General features: G+C 69.1%; 16 protein-coding genes. 6 read left to right on the top strand and 10 right to left on the bottom strand.

Annotation, left to right across the window (positions count from 1 at the left end):
* The first annotated feature begins 133 nt into the window (after positions 1–133).
* From eccD to ACWF82_RS14270, 3 genes are read left to right on the top strand one after another with little or no spacing between them, the layout of a single operon-like run.
* Positions 134–1,600, top strand: a complete 1,467-nt coding sequence (gene eccD / locus ACWF82_RS14260; RefSeq protein ID WP_452501258.1) for a type VII secretion integral membrane protein EccD — start codon at positions 134–136, stop codon at positions 1,598–1,600.
* Positions 1,597–2,997: a type VII secretion-associated serine protease mycosin gene (mycP, locus tag ACWF82_RS14265; protein ID WP_452501260.1), complete on the top strand. Its 1,401-nt coding sequence runs from the start codon at positions 1,597–1,599 to the stop codon at positions 2,995–2,997. Before eccD ends, mycP begins: the two co-directional genes overlap by 4 nt.
* Positions 2,998–3,050: 53 nt before the next feature.
* A complete protein-coding gene (locus tag ACWF82_RS14270) occupies positions 3,051–3,809 on the top strand; it encodes a potassium channel family protein (protein WP_452501262.1) in 759 nt (252 codons plus the stop codon).
* On the opposite strand, the gene eccB is transcribed toward ACWF82_RS14270, so the two are convergent.
* Positions 3,806–5,296, bottom strand: a complete 1,491-nt coding sequence (gene eccB, locus ACWF82_RS14275; RefSeq protein WP_452501264.1) for a type VII secretion protein EccB — start codon at positions 5,294–5,296, stop codon at positions 3,806–3,808. The two genes, ACWF82_RS14270 and eccB, sit on opposite strands and share 4 nt — an antisense overlap.
* 83 nt (positions 5,297–5,379) lie before the next feature.
* On the opposite strand from eccB, the gene eccE reads away from it, so the two are divergent.
* Positions 5,380–7,023, top strand: coding sequence for a type VII secretion protein EccE (eccE, locus tag ACWF82_RS14280; protein ID WP_452501266.1), 1,644 nt, complete (start codon positions 5,380–5,382; stop codon positions 7,021–7,023).
* A 57-nt stretch (positions 7,024–7,080) separates the two neighbouring features.
* On the opposite strand, the gene ACWF82_RS14285 is transcribed toward eccE, so the two are convergent.
* Complete coding sequence (locus ACWF82_RS14285) at positions 7,081–7,641, bottom strand: NADPH-dependent FMN reductase (protein ID WP_452501268.1); 561 nt, start codon at positions 7,639–7,641, stop codon at positions 7,081–7,083.
* A gap of 61 nt (positions 7,642–7,702) precedes the next feature.
* Here ACWF82_RS14285 and ACWF82_RS14290 point away from each other — a divergent pair, with 61 nt between their 5' ends.
* On the top strand, positions 7,703–8,716 hold the full coding sequence (locus tag ACWF82_RS14290; RefSeq protein WP_452501270.1) for a GAF domain-containing protein: 1,014 nt from the start codon (positions 7,703–7,705) through the stop codon (positions 8,714–8,716).
* Here ACWF82_RS14290 and ACWF82_RS14295 read toward each other — a convergent pair whose 3' ends face one another.
* On the bottom strand, positions 8,717–9,526 hold the full coding sequence (locus tag ACWF82_RS14295) for an S-methyl-5'-thioadenosine phosphorylase (protein ID WP_452501272.1): 810 nt from the start codon (positions 9,524–9,526) through the stop codon (positions 8,717–8,719).
* 144 nt (positions 9,527–9,670) lie between these two features.
* Between ACWF82_RS14295 and ACWF82_RS14300 the strand changes: the two genes are divergently transcribed.
* On the top strand, positions 9,671–10,003 hold the full coding sequence (locus tag ACWF82_RS14300; protein ID WP_379081090.1) for a metal-sensitive transcriptional regulator: 333 nt from the start codon (positions 9,671–9,673) through the stop codon (positions 10,001–10,003).
* A gap of 16 nt (positions 10,004–10,019) precedes the next feature.
* Here ACWF82_RS14300 and ACWF82_RS14305 read toward each other — a convergent pair whose 3' ends face one another.
* The 7 genes from ACWF82_RS14305 to rplQ form a co-directional block, all read right to left on the bottom strand.
* Complete coding sequence (locus ACWF82_RS14305) at positions 10,020–10,958, bottom strand: nitrilase-related carbon-nitrogen hydrolase (protein ID WP_452501274.1); 939 nt, start codon at positions 10,956–10,958, stop codon at positions 10,020–10,022.
* A 258-nt stretch (positions 10,959–11,216) separates the two neighbouring features.
* Positions 11,217–12,101 (bottom strand): AraC-like ligand-binding domain-containing protein, encoded by an 885-nt coding sequence (locus tag ACWF82_RS14310; protein ID WP_452501276.1) that lies wholly within the window; start codon positions 12,099–12,101, stop codon positions 11,217–11,219.
* Between the two features lie 172 nt (positions 12,102–12,273).
* On the bottom strand, positions 12,274–13,278 hold the full coding sequence (locus ACWF82_RS14315) for a helix-turn-helix domain-containing protein (protein ID WP_452501278.1): 1,005 nt from the start codon (positions 13,276–13,278) through the stop codon (positions 12,274–12,276).
* A 252-nt stretch (positions 13,279–13,530) separates the two neighbouring features.
* The gene (locus ACWF82_RS14320; protein WP_452501280.1) at positions 13,531–14,508 is read right to left on the bottom strand and encodes a helix-turn-helix domain-containing protein; all 978 of its coding nucleotides are present in this window, start codon (positions 14,506–14,508) and stop codon (positions 13,531–13,533) included.
* A 40-nt stretch (positions 14,509–14,548) separates the two neighbouring features.
* The gene (locus ACWF82_RS14325) at positions 14,549–15,724 is read right to left on the bottom strand and encodes a hypothetical protein (RefSeq protein WP_452501281.1); all 1,176 of its coding nucleotides are present in this window, start codon (positions 15,722–15,724) and stop codon (positions 14,549–14,551) included.
* A gap of 132 nt (positions 15,725–15,856) precedes the next feature.
* Positions 15,857–16,696 carry a tRNA pseudouridine(38-40) synthase TruA gene (gene truA / locus ACWF82_RS14330; protein ID WP_452501283.1) on the bottom strand — a complete coding sequence of 280 codons (840 nt, stop codon included), beginning with the start codon at positions 16,694–16,696 and terminating at the stop codon, positions 15,857–15,859.
* An 85-nt stretch (positions 16,697–16,781) separates the two neighbouring features.
* Complete coding sequence (rplQ, locus tag ACWF82_RS14335; RefSeq protein ID WP_378845528.1) at positions 16,782–17,282, bottom strand: 50S ribosomal protein L17; 501 nt, start codon at positions 17,280–17,282, stop codon at positions 16,782–16,784.
* Positions 17,283–17,304 lie beyond the last annotated feature (22 nt).

Genomic DNA, 17,304 nt, shown 5'->3' on the forward strand with positions numbered 1-17,304 from the left:
CAGTGTAGAGGTCGCGGCCGACATGTCGTATGGTTCGTCAGGCATTCTGCTGTCCGAACGGTGAGTTCCGCAAACTGTCGATCGTCTGAGCGGTCGAGCGGAAACACGAGGTAGAGACGGAGTTGGGGGAGTTTTGACGCACGCGCGACTCGATCATCTTGAAGAGGATTCCGCGCGCGGCATCGTTCGCGCACCGGACCTGGCCAGGGTGACGATCTTGGCCAAGCACACGCAGGTCGACATGGCGATTCCGGTCGATGTGCCGGTCGCGCTCGTCATTCCGAGCGTGGTCGACATGGTCGCTCAGCACAGCCGGTCCAATGATTTCGACAACGACGGCGAGCGCTACGAGCCCGCCGAATGGGTGCTCGCCCGGATCGGTCATCCCCCGTTCTCGAACTCCCTCAGCCTCGGTGAGCACGGCGTCCGTGACGGCGAACTCCTCATGCTGGAGAGCGCCTCGCACACCGCGCCGACGCCGCTGTTCGACGACATCATGTACAACGTCGCGATCGCCGACGCCGAGCACTACCGGAGCTGGACGCCGAAGACGGCGCGGATCACCGGTTCGGTGCTCGCCGCGCTCACCATGCTGGTCGGCTGCTTCGGCCTGCTCGCCGCGCCGGACGCGTTGCCGTTCTGGGTGACCGGTTCGCTCGCGCTGTTCGTCGCCATCCTGTGCGTCGTCGCGGGCACGGTGCTCAGCCGCATGTACGGCGACACCTCCGCCGCGTTGGTCCTCGGCGGCTGCGCGCTGCCGACCGCGTTCACCGGCGGCATGCTGCTCGTCCCCGACCATTACGGCTGGGCGCATCTGCTGCTCGGTTCGACGCTGTTCGGCGCGACAGCGGTGCTGGCCTGGCGCGTCACCGGTGTCGGTCTCGCCCTGTTCATCGGCGCCGCAACGGTATCGGTGTTCGTCATTCCCGCGGCGATCGTCGGGTTGCTCACCGATCAGTCGATCAAGGCCATCGGCGCGGTCGTCGCCGCGGTCGCGCTGGCCGGGCTGTCGCTGTCGCCGCGCGTGTCCATGCTGCTGGCGAAACTGCCGCTGCCGCCGGTGCCGTCCCCCGGAACCCCGATCGACCCGACCGAGGACGACCCGGACGACCACCGCGCCCTGCCGACCCTCGACGCGCTGCGTGCCAGGTCGGAGCGTGCCCGCATGTACCTCGCCGGCCTGGTCACCGCGACCACGCTGGTCACCGTCGTCGGCGCGCTGCTCGCGGTCGACGCGGGCGCCGACGATGCCTACTGGCCCGGTATCGCGCTCGCGCTGGTCTGCGCTGTCGTGCTGATGTTCCGCAGCCGCACCTACGCGGGCGCGGAGCAGGCCATTGTGCTCATCGCGGGCGGTGCGGCGATCGTGCTGATCATGCTGATCGGTGTCTCGCTCGAAATGCGCCAGCCGCTGGTGGTTTTCGGTGCCGCGCTGGCGATTCTGATCGCCGCGCTGGTGATCGGCCTGATCGTGCCGAACCAGTCGGCGACGCCGCCGATGCGCCGGGCTGTCGAACTGCTCGAGTACGCGTTCGTCGCCGCGGTGCTGCCGCTGGTGTTCTGGGTCGCCGAGCTCTACTCCCTCGTCCGCGGGCTGTGAACGCGAGCCTGCGCGTCGCGGCGGCGGCCGTGGCGCTCGGTGTCGGCGCGTCGTTCGGGCTCGGGGCCGCACCGGCTTCGGCCGAACGTCCGCCCGCGGCCGATCCGGCGAACCTGCCCGCGGGTGATCCGGCCGCGCCGCCCGAGAAGACCGAAGTCGGGTCGAACGCGGTGTGCACCACCGTGGCGACCGGTGGCGACGGCGCCGCAGTGCCGGATGCGCAACGCTCGCTCGATCTGACCCGTGCCTGGGAGTTCTCCCGCGGCGCAGGCCAATTGATCGCGGTGATCGACACCGGGGTGAGCAGACACGACCGGCTGCCCGACATGATCGCCGGCGGTGACTACGTCGCCAATTCCGGTGACGGCGCCGAGGATTGCGATGCGCACGGCACCTTTGTGGCCGGGTTGATCGCGGCGACGCAGATCCCCGGACAGGGTTTCGCCGGGGTCGCGCCCGAGGCACGCATCCTCACCATCCGGCAGACCAGCAAGATGTATCAGAAGGAGGGGGCCAACCGGAACAAGGCCCCCGAGGAGATGCCCGACGGCTACGGCAACCTGAACACCATGGCTTCGGCCATCCGGCGCGCCGCCGATATGGGCGCGAGCGTGATCAATGTCTCCGAGGTGTGGTGCGGCACCAACAAGGGCGTCAATGACAGTGCCGTCGGTGCGGCATTGCAGTACGCGGTCGAGGTGAAGAACGCGGTTCCCGTTGTCGCCGCGGGTAATTCGGATACCTGCAAGACCGCGAACACCGTGATCGACCCGCTCGAGCCGAACGCCGACCCGTGGACCAAGACCGCGATGATGGTCAGCCCGGCCCGCTGGGACGACTATGTGCTCGCCGTCGGCTCCATCGACGGGAACGGCGCACCGTCGAAGTTCACGGTCGCCGGACCGTGGCTCAGTGTCGCGGCGCCGGGCGAGAACATGACCTCGCTGAGCCCGCGTGGCGCCGGGACCGCGACCGGGACGGTCAATCAGCAGGGCGCGACCGCACCGATCAGCGGAACCAGTTTCGCGACGCCGCTGGTGTCCGGGGTGGTCGCGCTGGTCCGTGCGCGGTTCCCCGAACTCAGCGCCAAAGAGGTGATGAAGCGGGTCCAGGCGACAGCGCACGCGCCTGCCGAGGGCTGGAATCAGTACATCGGCTACGGCAGCGTCGATCCGATCGCCGCGCTCACCGCCGAGGTCACCGGCTCGCTGCCGCCCAAACGGCCGTCACCGGCCAAGCAGGTGCAGCTAGCGGTGCCCGCGCCTGCGCCGGTTCCGGACAACACGGCCCGGAATGTGGGGTTGATCGGCGCGGGCACCGTCGGTTTGCTGTTCGTGCTGGGCATGCTCGCCTCGTACCCGATCCGTCGCCGGTTCGGAGTACGCGAAGACACCTGAGTTCGCGGGGCGGTACCGTCCTCGCGTACCGACCCGTCGAACCAGGTAGCCGCATGGATCCGTTGACCACTGACCGCCCGCCGACCCGCAGGCAGCGGTGGGAACGCGCGACCAACCTGCCGCTGATGGTGCTGGCCGTGCTGTTCCTGCTGCTGTACGCCTGGCGGGTGCTCGACACCGATGCCTCGCCGACGCTGGATTCCGGTCTGCTGTGGGCCGATATCGGCATCTGGGCGGTCTTCGCGGCCGACTTCGCGGTCCGGCTGCGCTTGTCCACGGATCGCGTGCGGTTCGTCCGCAGGCATCCGCTGGACCTGCTCGTCGTGCTGGTGCCGCCGTTTCGTCCGCTGCGCCTGGTGCGCGCCGCGCTGCTGCTGCTCGACACACTCAACCGGGCGACGAAACCACGTACGCGGCTGGTCACTTTCGTCGCCACCAGTTCGCTGCTGATCCTGCTGCTGTCGAGCCTGGCCTTCTTCGACGCCGAGTACGGCGCACCCGAGAGCAAGATCAAGACCTTCGGTGATGCCCTGTGGTGGTCGGCGGTCTCGGTGACGACTGTCGGCTACGGCGACGTCTACCCGGTGACCACCGAGGGCAGGCTGGTGTCGCTGGTGCTGATGACCCTTGGCATCGGCCTGATCTCGTTCGCCATCGGCACCATGACCAGCTGGGTCGTCGAGCAGCTCAAGACGGTCGACGACGCGGCCGACCGCGCCGAGCGGACCCTCGCCGAACTGGTCGACGAGGTCCGCTCGCTGCGCACCGAGGTGGCCGAACTCCGCGAGCGGTCGCAGGCTCCGCCGGGTTAGTTGGCTGCGGGATTCACCGTGGCGACCGGCTGCTTGGCCGGTGACGGGTCAGGTGCGACACCGTCGTGGGCGACCATCGCGTCCTCGCGGCCGAGGCTCGGTCCACCGGCGAGCAGACCGACAATCGGCCACGGCGCGGGTTCGGCCTTCACGTTCTCCAGGCCGAGGGCCTTGACCGCGTCGGAGTTCTTGATACCGAAGCGGACTCCGGTATCGGCGATGTAGAACAAGCTGTCCTTGCGACGGCTGTCGGGTTCGATGCCGGTGGTCTGGACATAGGCGCCGGTGGCGGGCGGGATGTAGACGGAGTCGGCGTTGGCCTTGGAGCCGTCGGCCTGGGCCAGGCTGACCAGCTTGGCCTTGTCCGGGATGGGCAGCGCGATACCGGTGAGCACCGAGAGCTCGGCGCGAGCGGTGCCGTCGGCATTGTCGGTGGCGCCGGCGATCGGCTTCCAGGTCAGGCAGCTGACGGGCTGGTCCTTGGCAGTGACCAGCGTGGGCTTCATGCTCGGGTAGTTCTGGACCTTCAGAGCCTTGGAGACCGGCGCGTTGGTGCGCTCGGTGGCCTGGATCGTGGTGCCCGCCATCTGGGTGTTGTTGGAGTTACGGACGATATGGGCGGTCAGCGCCGAGACCGGCTGCAGTCCGTCGTAGAGCACCACGTAGTTCTGGTTGGGCTCGTTGAAGACCTGCACGACGTCACCGATGCGGTGGCCGCTCACACTGTAGGACGGTGTACCGCCGGGGTTGTCGATGACGGGCGCGATGATCGGCAGAACCTCGGGGATCGCGTTGAGCAGACCCTCACCGACCGGTCGCGGCGTGGCGCCGGTGATGGCAAGGGCGTCGGTGACGGCGCGCTCGTTCATGTTGACCCTGGCGCGCTTGTCGCCGTAGACGAGGTATGCGGAGTCCTTACCCTGTACCAGCAAGGCCTTGTCCTCGGCCATCTTCGACGCCTTGGAGCCGAGATCGGGGGAACCGGCCAGCACCGAGGTGGTGAGCTCCGAACTGCCGTCGGCCTTGAGCTGGTCGCACACCGACCACTGCCTGCCCTTGCCGTCCTTGTCGTACATGATCGACGACGGCGCACCCGGAATACCGATCAGCTGACCGCGCGGCTTCTTGCCGAGCTCGGATTCCTTGACGATCACCGCTTTCGACGCCTCACCGGCGGCCAGCCGGGCCGAGGCCAGGTTGAGCGCGGGGTGCACGACATTCTCGATGACGACATAGACGCCGCCGGATTCCTTGCCGATCAGGATCTTGTTGTCGCCGATCTTGTCCTGCGGACGCAGCAGCGCGAGGATGCCGCAACCGGCCAGAACGACCAGGCCGAGCACCAAACCGACCGCGTACGCACGGGTCTGGGCGCGCATCGGATCGTGCAGCATGCGCACGTCCCGGCGCACCAGGGCGTGCTCCATCCGCCGCACCAGGAAGCGGTAACCGCTGACCTGCCAGCGTGTAGTGGGTTTTGAAGGCATGGTTCCTCCCCCGAACAGTGCTCTCGTCCGGGCAACACAGTACAGTTCCCGGCAGCACTTGTTCACATTCGGGGGAGGAACCAATGGCCGAGTTCACTGGTGCGGGTCCGCGTCCGCTGTTCGGTCGCATCACGTTGCCGCACCTGCTCATCGCTCAGGTGCTCGGCTTGACCGCGGGACTCGTCACCTTGGTGTGCGGCCTCGGTCCCTTCCCCGCGCTCGGCATCGCCGTCGTCGTCGCGCTGGTGCCGCTGATCCCGATCGGCAAGCGGACCATCCTCGACTGGCTGAGCACCATCCGCAGCTACACGGGCAAGCGCGACTACACCCTCGGCGATACCGTCGACTTCCGTGACACAGACGGCCGTTCACTCGGCCTGTACTGGGACGGCAGCCGCGTGGTCACCGTCGTCGAGGTGCTGCCGCCCAAGGGCGGGCTGACCAGGATCGCCCGCAACGCCGTGCACGCCTCGCACCTGCTCCCCCTGCCCGAGCTCGCCGCCTGCCTCAACCAGCACGACATCCTGCTCAGCGGCATCGACATCATCAGCCACGGCCACCGCAGCCGCTCCGGCACGCCCGCGGGCGCGATCTACGAATCGCTGCTCGGCCCGCTGCCCGCCACCGCGCATCGCACGGTCTGGCTCGCGATCAGCTACGACTCGGTCGCCTGCCCCGACGCGACGGCCCGGCGCGGCGGCGGCACCGACGGCGCTTCGCGCGCGGTCACCATCGCGACCCAGCGGATCATGCGCACGCTCGAGGACGCCGACTGCAGCGCCCGCATTCTCACCGCGCCCGAGATCCGTAAGGCCGTGCAGCAGATCACCGCCGGCCTCGACCCGCGCACGCTCACCCAGCGGTGGAAGTACGCCGAGATCGGCAACACGGTCAATATCGGCAGCGCGGTCGATCCCAAGCAGCTCGGTTCGGATCTGCTCGCGCAGCTGTGGGTCGCGCCCTCGCGCGGCACCACGGTCGCCGTGCGGCTGCGTCCGGGTAGCGACGCCGAATCGGTGAGTGTCGGCGCCGCTTGGCGATTGACCGCCCGCGAGCTGCCGGAGAAGTCGACGACCAAGGGCATGGTGTCGATGAACGGCAGGCACCGGGACGCGCTGCTCGCGCATCTGCCGATCGCGGTGCCCGGCGTGGACGACACCGTGCCGACCACCGAGTATCCGATCGATGTCATCGGGGCGCTGCACCTGCCGTCGGCCGGCTGCGGTCAGCTGCTCGGTTCCGACGACGAGGGCAACGGCGTCGCCGCCAGGATCATCGGTGCCGGTATCTCCTCGGTCTATGTGGCGGGCGAGCTGTATCTGGCCCAGCAGCTGGTGTTCCGCGCGCTCGCGGTCGGCGAGCGGGTGCTCGTGCGGACCGACCGGGCGCAGGCCTGGGAGCAGCTGGTGAGCACCGTCGGCAACCCGGAGCGGCTGACCATCGCGGTCGAAACACACCAGTCCGACGCGGGTTTCACCGCGACCGTCGTCGACGGTGTGCTGGCGCCCGCTCCGCACGCCGGTGTCACCACGATCTATCTGACCGGCGATCCCAACGGCTGGCCCGCTTCCCGCCCCGATCTGGAGATCTACCAGCCGGGCGCGATCGGTAACCGGGTGGTGCTGCGCACCGGAACGACCAGGGTCAACCTCACCCTGGTGTCGATCCCGCGTGAGGCGACCTACATCGGCCAGCCGCGCGGTCAACGCTCGATGGCCAACGCCTGACCGTCGGCGGCCGGATTGCACGAAGATGCCGTGCCGCCCTGGCAGACAGCTGAGCGCTCAGCCGGGATAAGGGTCCACGGCTCTGGCGGCGCGCAGAGTCCGCCCCCACCAAGCCAATTGGCCGAGCATCCTGGCACTCGCGTCGATGGCGGCATGGTCGTCGGTCGCACCCTGTGCGTCGAATCGTCGTTTGGCCTGGGCGAAGCTCACCGACTCGCGCACCGAGACCATGTGCAGTTCGGCGACCACCTGCCGCAACTGCTCGACCGCGCGCAAGCCGCCCGAGAGCCCGCCGTAGGAGACGAAACCGATCGGCTTGGCCCGCCATTCGCGTTTGGCGCTGTCGAGTGCCGTTTTCAGGGACGCCGGGTAGCCGTGGTTGTACTCGGAGGTGACGACCGCGAACGCGTCGGCGGCGGCCAGCCTGGCCCGGAACGTGTCGACCTCGGGTGTTTCGGTGAGGTCGACGGGCAACGCGATGTCGCGCAGGTCGAGCACGCCGACCTCGAATTCCGGTCGCCCGGCGACCATCCCGAGGAACCAGTCGGCCACCACCGGCGCGAACCGCTCGGGGCGGGTACTGGCGACGACGACCTCCAACCGCAGCGGTGTGTCCATCCCCCGAGCTTATCGATGCCGACCAGACCCCCTACCAGCGGCGCATTGCGGATCGGGCACGATGGCACAGTCGCACGGAAGGGGGCAGGACGTGATCATCGGGCGGTGGCAGCTGGTGGAGACGCTCGGCGCGCCGGACACGTGGTCGATGTTGACCGCGGGCACAACCCCGCGGGACTGGGCGTCGTATCAGCGGGCGATTCCGGCCGCGCTGCAGCCGCTGGTCGTCGCCGCCCACGACTCCGGCGCACCGGTCGAGCGGGTGCTGCCGAAATCCCGGAATCCGTGGTCGGAGATGCGATTGCGGGCCGAGCCCGTGGTGTGGCCGGGGTCGCGCGCGCACGCGGTGAAGGTGTGGGTGGGTGACCAGGCGCCCGCCGGGGAGCTTCGGGTTGCGCCGTTCCAGATCGACGCGCGAGCCAGGATCGTGTGGTCCCGTCCCGCCGGTCTCGGCCCGCATTTCGGTTCCGCGCCGGTCGAATACCGCGGCGCGGAGCCGTTCCAGCGGATCGAGCGCTTCGATCGCGCACTCGATATCGTCGCCGCCCTGACGCGCTCCGAGCCGGGCAGCCGGTGGTCCGAGGTGGCGACCGTGCACTCGGCGGCGGGTCCGCGGTCGCTGCTGGTGGCCGCGCGCAACGGAGCGCAGGGGCAGCGGTTCTCCTGGCGTGGCCTCTCGGTGGACGTCACCGACAGCATTGCCCCGCAACACAAGTCGTTCGAGGCGGCGACCCTCGAGTTGCTCAGGAACACCCAGCCCGGCCTGTACCTGTGCATTCTCGATACCGCGCAGGTCCGCCAGGTTCGGTGGGTCACCGAACCGGTGCCAGGGCTGCGCTGGCGCGGGATCGACGAACGGCTGATCCCGCATCCCGAGGACCGGGTCAGGATCGCCGCCGCTCGCGCGCAGATCCTGGCCGGTGCCGCCAGCGCCGCGCTGACCGCGGTGCGGCTGGCCGCCGAGCCGGGTGGGTGGCTCGTCGCGGATATCCAGGTCTCGCCGTTGCCCGCGGGCGACGGCGCGGGGCCTGTCTTCGTGCTCGCTCAGCTGCAGGTCACCGCGCCGCCCGCGTGATCAGGGCAGTTCGAAGGGCAGCGATACCCCGGCGTGCACGCGGCAGCGCTCGCAGGTGTCCTCGCCGTCGACCGCGGCGACCGCGCGGCGCATGAGCTCCTTGAACGGGCCGAGGTTCTTCTTGAACTCGGCGAACACGTTCACCGCGTGCACGCCGTCGCCCTCCTCGAGACCCGCGTCCAGGTCGGTGACGAGAGCGACCGCGGCGTAGCACATCTCGAGTTCGCGGGCGAGCACCGCTTCGGGGTGGCCGGTCATGTTGACCAGGTCCCAGCCCTGCCCGGCGAACCAGCGGCTCTCGGCCCTGGTGGAGAAGCGCGGACCCTGCACGACGACCATGGTGCCGGAGTCCTCCATCCGCAGGTCGTGACCGGCGGACTTCACCGCGGCCGTGCGCAGTTCGTCGCAGTAGGGGTCGGCGAAGGAGACGTGGACGCCGCCGCCGTCGAAGTAGGTCTGCGGGCGGCCCGAGGTCCGGTCGACGAGCTGGTCGGGCACGGCCACGGTGCCAGGACCCCAGTCGGCGCGCAGGCTGCCGACGGCACACGGCGCGAAGATCCGGCGCACGCCGAGCGAGCGCAGCGCCCACATGTTGGCCTGGTACGGCAGGGTGTGCGGCGCGAACTCGTGCTGCTTGCCGTGGCGCGGCAGGAACGCGACGGCACGACCGTCGACCTCGCCGACCGCGACGGGCGCGCTCGGCGCGCCGTACGGTGTGTCGACCTCGACGTGGGTGGCGTCGTTGTCGAAGAAGTCATAGAAACCGCTGCCGCCGATAACGGCGAGGGCGGGCCGGGGAAGCGAACTCATACCGGTGATTCTCCCGTCCGGGCAGGTCGCGCGCATCACCGGGATCGCGCGGACGGTCCTATCTGACAATTCCGGCCGGAAACTGTACCCTAGGGGGGTATTAGCTCGCACAGGCGAGCATCCCGGCCGGCGAGGAGACCTTCGGTGACTGCACCCACCCCCGACACCGCTACCGGCGGCGAGCACGCGGGCCACGGCCACGGCTACATCACCGCCAAGGACGACTACCTCAAGCGCCTGCGCCGCATCGAGGGCCAGGCCCGCGGCCTGCAGCGGATGGTCGAGGAGGAGAAGTACTGCATCGACATCCTGACGCAGGTATCCGCGATGACCAAGGCACTCCAGGCGGTCGCGATGGGCCTGCTCGAGGACCACATCTCGCACTGCGTCGTCGACGCGGCGGTGGCCGGTGGGCCCGAGGCCGAAGCCAAGATCAAAGAGGCGACCGACGCGATCGCGCGGCTGGTCCGCTCCTGACCTGTCGGCCCGATCCTCAGGCCCCCGCGAGTTCGGCCCGCACGGGCTCCCGCCGCGCGACCCGGCCGCTCGGCACCCGGAAGTTCTCGGTGCACTCACTGTGCGCGACCGACCGCACCGCACGGGTGATGTCCAGATCGGCGAACAGCAGGCCTTCCTCCCCCTCGAGCAACGGCGGGGCCAGCTCGAGGCCGCCGGGACCGAAGATCCGGGAGACACCACCGCCGCCACGCAACAGCCGGCGACCCGGCAGGCGCGCGTCGACGACTTCCCAGCCCGCGACCGGAACCACGGCGACGGGCGCGAGCACATAGGCCGAGCCGTCCATCGCGTAGCGCACGCTGGCCGCGGTGTTGAGTTCCGGACCCCACTCCTTGCCCTCGCCGTAGTACACGGTGAAGCCCGACCACGCGGCGATGTGGATCTGCTCGCGCTCGTCGTGCATCCGGGAGCGCACCGCGGGACGCATGTGGTCGGCCCCGCCGAGGACACCGATCCGGCCGAGTTCGGTGTCGCGGACAAGCAGCTCGCTGTCGGCGGCGCTGAAGACGGTGCGCTCCAGCCCGGTCGGCTCCGCCTTGCGGGCGATCGCGATCTCGCCTTTCACGTCGATGAGCGCCTGGGACATGAATACCTCGCGGCCGGCGCGCTCGGCGAAACCGATCGAGACGTGAATGCCCTTGCGCCGCGCGGCGTAGGCGATCGCCCGCAGCTCCGGCCCTTCGGCGGTCAGTGCGTTGGCCAGGTAGCGCGCGATGAATTCTTCGCCCCAGTCGACCGAATTGAGCCACATCCACCAGGGGAACCCGGGCAGGAATGTCTCGGGGAACGCGACCAGCTGCGCACCACCATCGGCGGCCTCGTCGATCAGCTCGATGGCCTGTTCGACTCCGGCGGACAAGTTCAACCACTTCGGCTCGGCTTGCACCGCAGCCACGCGTACCCGACCAAACATCGTGACCCCTTGTCGCTCACTCCGTGAAAGGTGTTCGATTCACTCTCCCGCAGATGGCCGCGACATAAACTGTCATAGCGTGCCACTCGACTGACCGTCCGTGCCAAACCGGCGAATTTCCCCGAAAGTCCGGCGCCCAAAGGCTGGGTACAACCGATTTTCCCCGGAAACCTCGTGTCCCGTACTAAGCATTCCACACGCACGCAGAACTGCGAACCGCTATCACCGGTCTGAAAAGGGATATCTTCGATTAGCCGCTCACAGGCTGGAACAAAGCCGGTATCCGGCGCGGTATTCACCGGGAGCCATGCCGAATTCCGCTTGGAATACGCGGTAGAAGTGCCGTTCCGCGGCGAATCCAGCGGCCGCGGCGATCTCCTCGATCGAGCGCATCCGCCCGTCGCGCAGCAGTTCGCAGGCATGGTCGAGCCGCATCCGCAGCAAGCGGCGGGCCGGACCGTCCTCGCCTTCGAACAGGCGGTAGAGGGTGCGGCGGGAAATGGCGAAACGAAGCGCGACCGCGTCGACGGTGAGATCGGCATCGGCGAAGCGGCGCCGCATGAACGCGATGACCCTGGCCCGGGTGAGCTCGGCGGCCGACGGCCCGCGCGGGATCGAACCGGCGGCGAGAGCCAGCGCCGACGCCATCATCGCGACGCCGTGCCTGGCCAATTCGACGGCCACCTCGGGGTCGTTGTGCTGCACCCGCGCCAGGCCGCGCAAATACGCGCCGACCGCCGATGCCGGATGGTCGGGACCGAGCGCGATCGCCGAGGGCACCGCGCCGAGCGGGGCGCCGACGGTGTCGAGCGCGGAGACCGGCACCTGCACGACGACCTTGTCGAACTCCTCGTCGATCTCCCAGCGGTAGGGCCGGGCGCTGTCGTAGAACACCATGCCGCCCGGCTCGACGTGCGCGGTCCTGCCGTCCTGCCGCATGACACCGCGTCCGCCCAGGTAGATGCTGGCCAGGATGTAGCGATCCTCGGCCGCGCCGATCAGCCGAGGCGTCCGCAGGACGGTCTGCGCGCCTGCCTGGACCGAGGTGACCAGCAGCCCGTCGAACTCCGTCGCGGCGATCCGGCCGCCGAAGCGCTCGGTGGCGTGAGGCGTCACCGCGAGCGGGATGTAGGTCTCGCTCATCAGCGATTCCCAGCGCTCGACCACGCGGTGGGCAGGCTGATCGGGTCCGGTCCGAATACTGACCGTCGTCCGTCGATTTAGCACCACCCCGCGCCCTCCCTCGATCGCCAGCCAGTCCGCGTGCGCACAGTATGCCACGCGAATTCGGACATATCGCCCATGCGGAAACGGCTCACGCGGTGTGGCGGCCGTCTTCGCCGCGGCCGGAAACGGGTGCCGTGACCAGCCGGTACTCGCCGGGAGTCATCCCGGTCTCCACCCGGAAAGCGCGGAAGAAATGGCGTTCGGAGGCGAAGCCGGAGGCCTGCGCGATCGACGCCGTCGACCGGCTGGTGTCGCGGATCAGCAGGACCTGCGCGTACTCGACGCGCATGCGTCGCAGCACCGTGCTCAACCCGTCGCCGGTCTCGTCGAACAGCCGGTACAGGCTGCGCCGCGACACCAGGCACGCGCGGGCGATCTCGTCGACGGTCAGGCCGGCGTCGGTACACCGCGCGCGCATGAACGACAGCACCTGCTCCCGCGACAGCGCCTGCGCCGACACCCCGGACGGGACCGAGCCACCGGCGAGCGTGATCGCCGAAGCCAGCAGCTTCACCCCGTTCGCGGCCAGCACCGCGGCCTGCTCGGGTGCGCTCTGCTGGATCCGGGCCAGATCGCGGAAGAAACCGGCCACGACACCGGCGGGACTGTCGGCCTGCACGGTCACGGCGGTGGGCAGCGCGCTGCGATCGGTGGGGACGTGTTCGCCGAGCAAAGCCAACGGAACCCTGGCCACGACCTGCGCCCACGAGCCGTCCAGGTCCCAGTGGTAGGGCCGGGTGGTGTCGTAGAAGACCATGTCCCCCGGTCGCACCACCGCGATGCGCCCGTCCTGGTGCATCCTGCCGAAACCCGCGGTGAGAATGCTGACGAACAGGAACTCGCCCTCGGTGTTGGCGATGCCGCTCTTGGTGCGCCGGATGCGCTGGCCACTGGCACCGACCGTGGACAATTCGAAGCCGGGCATACTGCCGCGCACGATCCACCCGTGGAATGCCTGATCGCGTTCGGGTTCGACCGCCAGTGGCACATAGCTTTCCGACAGCGATGCCTCCCACCGCGCGAAGGCCTCGCCCGCCCGCAATTCCGGACCGTCGTTCAGCCGCAGCTCGACAAGAGGCTCCGACGACTCCACGCCACCCACCCCCGCTCTCTCGCCCACCGACCAGCAAACCGCGGGCGTCACAATGAATCACCCGTCGCCTGATGTCAGAGCCTGCCAGATTCGGGGATGTGTCGCCACCGTACGATTCAGAATGGAATATTCGCCGTTCATCAAATATTCAACCGACCCCGACCTTTGCAGGAGATACGGGCCGGACCATTCAGTCGTGTACGGCCGGTTTGTGATGCTTATCACGCATCCCCGATACGCGTCGTGTCGCGCTCAGCGGGCGACGGGCTGCCGCCGGGCAACCATCCGGTATTCCCCCGGCGTCATGCCGGTCGCGGCCCGGAACACGCGATAGAACTGACGTTCGGACGCGAATCCGGACGCGGTGGCGACCATCGCGATCGAGCCGATATCGGCGGACTCCAGCAACTTTCGCGCCCGCTCCACCCGCAGCCCGCGCAGCATCGCCCCGAGTCCGCCGTCGAACTCCTCGACGAGCCGATACAGCGTGCGGCGCGACACCCGGCAGGCCTGCGCGATCCGGTCGACGGTGAGCCCGGGGTCGGTGAAGTTGGCGCGCAGATAGTCCAGGACCTGCTGGCCACTCAGCGCGAGCGCCTGCGACTCCCCCGGCCGCGCACCGGCGGCGATCACGGCGGCGGCGCCGACCAGATCGATACCACTGCCCGCGAGCACGGCGGCCGCCTGCGGATCGGTGCGGCGCAATTCGGCGACCCGCTGGAAGAACCTGGCCAGGGTGAATCCGACGCCGACCTCGCCGACAACCATCCCCGCGGGCAGCGCGTCGGCGCGAATGCCGAGGTAGTCGACCACACGCTGACGCGGCACCCGGATCGTCAGGTCCTCGATCATGACGTCCGACCGCCACAGAATCGGGCGGGCGGTGTCGTAGAAGATCATCGATCCTGGCGTCAGGACGACCCGGTTGCCCGCGTGTTCCACCTCGGCGCCGCCACCGAGCACGACGCTGCCGAGGACGTGCAGTTCGTCGGCCCTGGCGATGTGGCGCCGGGTGCGGCGCAGTTCATGCCCCTGCACCCGCACGGTGCCGACGGCGACCTCACCGAAGTCGGCCGACCTGATCTGCCCCTGGAACGGGCCGTCGACCGTCGGCGCGATCGATACCTCCGTGATCGCCCCGCCGACCAGTTCCTCCCAGTATTCGAACGCTTCCGGCGACGAGGTCTGCTCCGTCGAGCAGACCTCGGGGAAGCCCTCGAACGCCGTCATCGCCCGATCGTCGCAGCAGGCCCGGCCTCGTGTCGACTTGTCAGCGCTGCGGGGACGGTATCCGCCGTGGCCCGGCGATGATCTCCAGCGCCACCAATGCCACTCCCGCGACCACCGCGATCAGCACCGCCACCCGCGCGGTCGGGTAGTCCCAGAACACCAGCACCGTCGCGGCGACGATCAGCACCGCGGACCGCAACCAGCCGATATTCGCCGCGACGAAGCCCGCCACCGGCCCGCGTTCGCCCCGGCGGAGCCGATCCAGCACCCGGTCGGCGGACGTGCGCACCCAGCTGGCAGATGCCGACGGACCGGCCAGGAAGGCGCCGAGTGCGACGAGAGCGCCGAGCACCGCGAGCACCCGCATGCTCACCCGCAACGGCAGCAACAGCGTGTCGAAGACGGTGCGCGCGACGTCCTCCGAGAGGTCCCGCGCCGAAACATGATCCAGATACACACCGCGCGCGATCATCAGCGCCACCGCGAGCACGACCATGGCCACCAGCACGCTCGCGGCGACGGCAAGGATCGCGCGCCGCCGAAAACCCTTGCCGGCCACCAGGACCGCACCGATCGCGCAGGCGAGCGCGGCGATCTCGAGCGCGATCGCCAGTCGGTCGAGCAGGCGCACGGCACGCTGGGCCTTGGCCAGCTCGTCGGATTCGAAGATCACGAATTCGGACCGCAGGTCGACGACCCGGTCCGCCAGGGCGAATCCGCGACTGTCCAGCTCGTCGCCGACCTCGTCCAGCATCTGATCCAGCGAGATCGTCACGACGCCGCCGGTATCCACTTGAACGAGACCGGAATCCACTCCGGTCAGCACCGCGACCAGCGCCCGATGCGCCTGCCGGTTCGCCGCGTTCCACAGCCGCGGAAAGGCGTCGCTGCGCACGAGGGCGGTCGCCGCGTCCCTGACCAGCTCCTCGGATCGGGCAGCCACCATCGAGGGCAGGCTACGCACCAGTGCCGCGACGAGCGGGCCGCGGCTCTCAGGATCACCGATCGACTCGAGCAGGCCGGACGCCGCGCTCTCGACGTCGATCCGGGCCATGACGGTCCTGGTCAACGCGTCAGCGACGGCATTCTGGATCACCGGATCGTCGGCCAGCGGCGCCATCGTCTCGACATAGTGATCGGTGTCGAGGACTTCGGCGCGCAGATAACCGGCGACGACGGCGGTCAGGGTGAACAGCCCCGTGGCAACCACCAGCAAGGCAACGGCTATCCGCCGGACAAGACTAACCCGGCCACCAGAATCACCTGTCATCTGCCCGGCTTTCTCGCTGACGTCGAGTCGGGCCATCGTATCCCCGCCAAGGCGGCGACAGCCGCAACCACGCAGCGACTAATCGCCGCAGCAGCCTCCCGCGGCGGGCAGGGTCCTGGTCTCCCTGGTCTGGGCATTGCGCGCGGCGAGGTCGGCGTCGGCCGGGTAGTCGACGGCGATCAGGCTCAGACCGTGGGCGGGCGCGACCGTCACCGAGCTCGAACGCTCGGACTCGGTCAGCAGGCTCGCGACCCACTCGGGTGTCCGGCGGCCCTCACCGACAGCGAGAATCGCACCGACCAGACTGCGCACCATCGACCAGCAGAAGGCATCGGCGCTGACATAGGCGTCGAGCAACTCGCCGTCGCGTTCCCAGTCGAATCGTTGCAGCTCACGCACTGTCGTCGCGCCTTCGCGGCGACGGCAGAAGGCGGCGAAATCGTGCAGGCCGAGCAGTGTCGCCGAGGCGGCCCGCATCGCGTCGAGATCGAGCCCCGGCTTGGCGGCGACCACGCTGCGGGCATGCAGCGGCTCGGCGCCGTAGCGCGCGGTGGTCAGCCGGTAGACGTAGTGGCGGCGGATCGCGGAGAAGCGGGCATCGAAATCCGCGGGCGCGGGGGCGACCTCGGTGATGCGCACGTCCTTGGGCAGGAAACGCGCCATCCGGTACAGCAGCTTGTCGGCGTCGAGTTCGCCGGTGGTGTCGAAGTGCGCGACCTGCCCTTCGGCGTGCACCCCGGCATCGGTGCGCCCGGCGACGGTGAGCTGGATCGGCTCACGGAACACCTTCGACAGCGACTCCTCCAGCGTGCCCTGCACCGTGCGCAAGCCGGGCTGACGCGCCCAGCCGGTGAAATCGGTGCCGTCGTAGCTGATCCCGAGCCGCACCCGGATCGATTCCCGCTCGGTGTCGTCCATCGCTTCCTCCGCACCTGATGTCACTGGCAAAAGAACGAGCCCGTCACCCACGAAGGGTGACGGGCTCGGCCGGACTCCTGAAGAATCAGGCGTCCTTCTTGTCCTCGGCGGCCTCGTCGGCGGCCGGAGCCTCGGCGACAACCTCTTCGGTGGTCTCCTCGGCGGCGGGCGCCTCGGCCTTCTGCGAAGCGGCGACGCGACGGGCCCGATCGGCCTCGTTGGTCACGGTCTTCTCGCGGACCAGCTCGATGACGGCCATCGGCGCGTTGTCACCCTTGCGCGGCAGCGCCTTGGTGATGCGGGTGTAGCCACCCTCGCGACCCTCGAACGAGGGGCCGATCTCCGCGAACAGCGCGTGCACGATGTCCTTGTTGCGGATGACCTTCATGACCTCGCGACGGTCGGCCAGCGTGCCGCCCTTCGCCTTGGTGATGAGCTTCTCGGCGTAGGGGCGAACCGCCTTGGCCTTCGACTCGGTGGTCGTGATACGACCGTGCTCGAAAAGCGCCGTGGCCAGGTTGGCGAAGATCGCCTTCTGGTGCGACGCCGACCCGCCGAAGCGGGCACCCTTCTTGGGCTTAGGCATTGGATTCTCCTTGGGAAAGATC

It is taken from the genome of Nocardia sp. NPDC055053, assembly GCF_053608285.1.

Excerpts from the sequence above, each read along its gene's own strand:
- ACWF82_RS14290 (WP_452501270.1), top strand. The coding sequence starts at position 7,703 with ATGGCACAGTCGCACGGAAGGGGGCAGGACGTGATCATCGGGCGGTGG.
- truA (WP_452501283.1), bottom strand. The coding sequence starts at position 16,696 with ATGGACGACACCGAGCGGGAATCGATCCGGGTGCGGCTCGGGATCAGC.
- ACWF82_RS14320 (WP_452501280.1), bottom strand. The coding sequence starts at position 14,508 with ATGACGGCGTTCGAGGGCTTCCCCGAGGTCTGCTCGACGGAGCAGACC.
- ACWF82_RS14310 (WP_452501276.1), bottom strand. The coding sequence starts at position 12,101 with ATGAGCGAGACCTACATCCCGCTCGCGGTGACGCCTCACGCCACCGAG.
- ACWF82_RS14270 (WP_452501262.1), top strand. The coding sequence starts at position 3,051 with ATGGATCCGTTGACCACTGACCGCCCGCCGACCCGCAGGCAGCGGTGG.
- eccE (WP_452501266.1), top strand. The coding sequence starts at position 5,380 with ATGGCCGAGTTCACTGGTGCGGGTCCGCGTCCGCTGTTCGGTCGCATC.
- ACWF82_RS14305 (WP_452501274.1), bottom strand. The coding sequence starts at position 10,958 with ATGTTTGGTCGGGTACGCGTGGCTGCGGTGCAAGCCGAGCCGAAGTGG.
- eccB (WP_452501264.1), bottom strand. The coding sequence starts at position 5,296 with ATGCCTTCAAAACCCACTACACGCTGGCAGGTCAGCGGTTACCGCTTC.
- ACWF82_RS14295 (WP_452501272.1), bottom strand. The coding sequence starts at position 9,526 with ATGAGTTCGCTTCCCCGGCCCGCCCTCGCCGTTATCGGCGGCAGCGGT.
- rplQ (WP_378845528.1), bottom strand. The coding sequence starts at position 17,282 with ATGCCTAAGCCCAAGAAGGGTGCCCGCTTCGGCGGGTCGGCGTCGCAC.
- ACWF82_RS14285 (WP_452501268.1), bottom strand. The coding sequence starts at position 7,641 with ATGGACACACCGCTGCGGTTGGAGGTCGTCGTCGCCAGTACCCGCCCC.